Below are 3,024 nucleotides of genomic sequence, written 5' to 3'. Positions count from 1 at the left end.
CAGCAGCCCCGCACGCTGGTCCGGCGGCAGAGGCGCGGACATCGGCTGACCAGACGAGGGTAACGTCTGGCGCGGCGGGCTGTAGGGGTTGTGCATGTCCATATGCAGTCTTGCCTGGCAGGTTGTGGGCCGGCGGCCGCCGGTACCGCGCCCCCGATCGGGGGGCGGCGCGACTATGCCAGAGAAGAATTACGTCCGCCAGCGGGTGGGCATGCGTCGGCCACGGGCAGGATCGCGCGCCTGCCGCTGGCCGTGGGAACGCGGCCGAGGCCTCAGCGCATTTCGGAGATCTCCACCCCGTCCAGGCCCTGCGACAACGTGCGCGCATCACCGCCCTGGGACAGCTTGATGCGCAGGCGCACTTCGTTCTGCGAGTCGGCGTAACGCAGGGCGTCCTCGTAGCTGATCTCGCCGGCCTGGTACAGCTCGAACAGGCTCTGGTCGAAGGTACGCATGCCCAGCTGCACCGACTCCTTCATCACTTCCTTGAGCTTGTGGATTTCGCCATCGCGGATGTAGTCCTGCACCAGCGGCGTGCCGAGCATGATCTCCATCGCGACCTTGCGCGACTTGCCATCCGGCGAGGGCACCAGCTGCTGGGCGACCACGCCCTTGAGGTTCAGCGACAGATCCATCAACAGCTGGTTGCGGCGGTCTTCGGGGAAGAAGTTGATGATGCGATCCATCGCCTGGTTGGCGTTGTTGGCGTGCAGCGTGCACAGCACCAGGTGACCGGTTTCGGCAAACGCGATGGCGTGGTCCATGCCCTCACGGGTACGCACTTCGCCGATCATGATCACGTCCGGCGCCTGGCGCAGGGTGTTCTTCAGCGCCGCTTCCCAGCTGTCGGTATCGATGCCCACTTCACGCTGGGTGATGATGCAACCTTCGTGCTTGTGCACGAATTCGATCGGGTCTTCGATGGTGATGATGTGCCCGGTCGAGTTGTGGTTGCGGTAGCCGATCATTGCCGCCAGCGAGGTGGATTTACCGGTACCGGTAGCGCCCACGAACAGGATGATGCCGCGCTTGGTCATCGCCAGCGTCTTGATGATCGGCGGCAGGTTCAGCTCTTCAACCGTAGGGATGCGCGTTTCGATCCGGCGCAGCACCATGCCGACCTGGTTGCGCTGGTAGAAGCAGCTCACGCGGAAGCGACCGACACCGGACAGGCCGATGGCGAAGTTGCATTCGTGGGTCTTTTCGAACTCTTCGCGCTGCGCCGGCGTCATCACGTTGAGCACCATGTCGCGGCTCTGCTGCGGCGTCAGCGGGGTCTGGGTGATCGGCGAGATCTTGCCGTTGACCTTGATCGCCGGCGGCATGCCCGCGGTGATGAACAGGTCCGACGCCTTCTGATGCGCCATCAGTTTGAGGAACGAGGTGAAGTCGATGGTGGTGGTGCTCATCGCGGTGTACTCCGAAGGTTTCCAGGAGCCGGCCAGCGGCCGGCACTACCACTATTCGAAAATCCGCTTGTCCTTGGCGTACTCGCGCGCCTGGTTGCGGGTGATCAGGCTGCGCTTGACCAGGTCCTGCAGGTGCTGGTCCAGGGTCATCATGCCCATCTGCTGGCCGGTCTGGATCGCCGAGTACATCTGCGCCACCTTGTCCTCGCGGATGAGGTTGCGGATGGCCGGAGTGCCCACCATGATTTCCCACGCGGCGGTACGCCCGCCACCGACCTTCTTCAACAGGGCCTGGGAGATCACCGCGCGCAGCGACTCGGACAGCATCGAGCGCACCATCGGCTTTTCGCCGGCGGGGAACACGTCGATGATGCGGTCGATGGTCTTGGCCGCCGAACTGGTGTGCAGCGTGCCGAACACCAGGTGGCCGGTTTCCGCGGCGGTCAACGCCAGGCGGATGGTTTCCAGATCGCGCAATTCGCCGACCAGGATGATGTCGGGATCTTCACGCAGGGCCGAGCGCAGCGCTTCGTTGAAGCCGTGCGTGTCGCGATGCACTTCGCGCTGGTTGATCAGGCACTTCTGCGAGGTGTGCACGAATTCGATCGGATCCTCGACGGTGAGGATGTGGCCGTATTCGTTCTTGTTGATGTAGTCGATCATCGCCGCCAGCGTGGTCGACTTGCCCGAACCGGTCGGGCCGGTGACCAGGATCAGGCCCTGCGGCTGGTCGATCAGCTCGCGGAAAATCGGCGGCGTGTTCAGGTCTTCCAGCGTCAGCACTTCGGACGGAATGGTACGGAATACCGCACCGGCGCCGCGGTTCTGGTTGAAGGCGTTGACGCGGAAACGTGCCAGCGACGGAATCTCGAACGAGAAGTCGACCTCGAGGAATTCCTCGTAATCGCGACGCTGCTTGTCCGACATGATGTCGTAGACCAGCGCGTGTACCTGCTTGTGGTCCAATGCCGGAATATTGATGCGACGGACATCGCCGTCGACGCGGATCATCGGCGGCAGGCCTGCCGACAGATGAAGATCCGACGCTTTGTTCTTTACGGAAAACGCCAACAGTTCGGCGATATCCATGCGCTGCTACTCCCCATGACTGCTGCGACTGGAAGGTTCTTTCCCCGGGCGGCAGTATAGCGTTCCTGATCTACCGGAAAACGCCCGTGTCCGCGCTGCCCCTGCCGACGATTTTGCTGAACCTGCACAACGCAGCCGCCGCCGCCGGACGGCCAGACCCTGCCCTGCTGGCCGTGTCCAAGACCCAACCGGCCGAGGCGGTGGCGGCACTGGCCGCCCAGGGCCAGCGCGCGTTCGGCGAGAACTACGTGCAGGAAGCGCTGGGCAAGATCGAGGCGCTGGCCGCTTTGGGCCTGGAATGGCATCTGATCGGCCACCTGCAATCGAACAAGGCCGAGCTGGCCGCCCGGCACTTCGACTGGGTGCAGAGCGTGGACCGGCCCAAACTGGTGACGGCGCTGGCCGCGCATCGGCCCGCCGCCCTCGCCCCGCTGAACGTGCTGATCCAGGTCAACATCGACGACGAGGACAGCAAGCACGGCTGCGATCCCGAGGCGGTGCCGGCGTTGGCGGCAGCGATCAGCGC

Annotated in this window: 3 protein-coding genes; 1 reads left to right on the top strand and 2 read right to left on the bottom strand. The window is 64.1% G+C overall.

The genetic code is table 11. The annotated features are described in order from the left end of the window. Positions 1-272: 272 nt before the first annotated feature. Both ACXJKH_RS17795 and ACXJKH_RS17790 read right to left on the bottom strand, forming a co-directional pair. Positions 273-1,409: a PilT/PilU family type 4a pilus ATPase gene (locus tag ACXJKH_RS17795; RefSeq protein ID WP_256775699.1), complete on the bottom strand. Its 1,137-nt coding sequence runs from the start codon at positions 1,407-1,409 to the stop codon at positions 273-275. Between the two features lie 51 nt (positions 1,410-1,460). Beyond that, positions 1,461-2,498 carry a type IV pilus twitching motility protein PilT gene (locus ACXJKH_RS17790; protein ID WP_256775698.1) on the bottom strand — a complete coding sequence of 346 codons (1,038 nt, stop codon included), beginning with the start codon at positions 2,496-2,498 and terminating at the stop codon, positions 1,461-1,463. An 86-nt stretch (positions 2,499-2,584) separates the two neighbouring features. Here ACXJKH_RS17790 and ACXJKH_RS17785 point away from each other — a divergent pair. Further along, positions 2,585-3,024: YggS family pyridoxal phosphate-dependent enzyme (locus tag ACXJKH_RS17785; protein WP_457321314.1), on the top strand; the 440-nt coding region annotated here is incomplete at its 3' end.

The sequence above is a fragment of the Stenotrophomonas sp. P5_B8 genome (assembly GCF_054049855.1).
Note: the sequence above shows the minus strand (reverse complement) of the source record. Positions and strands in the feature narration are given on the sequence as shown.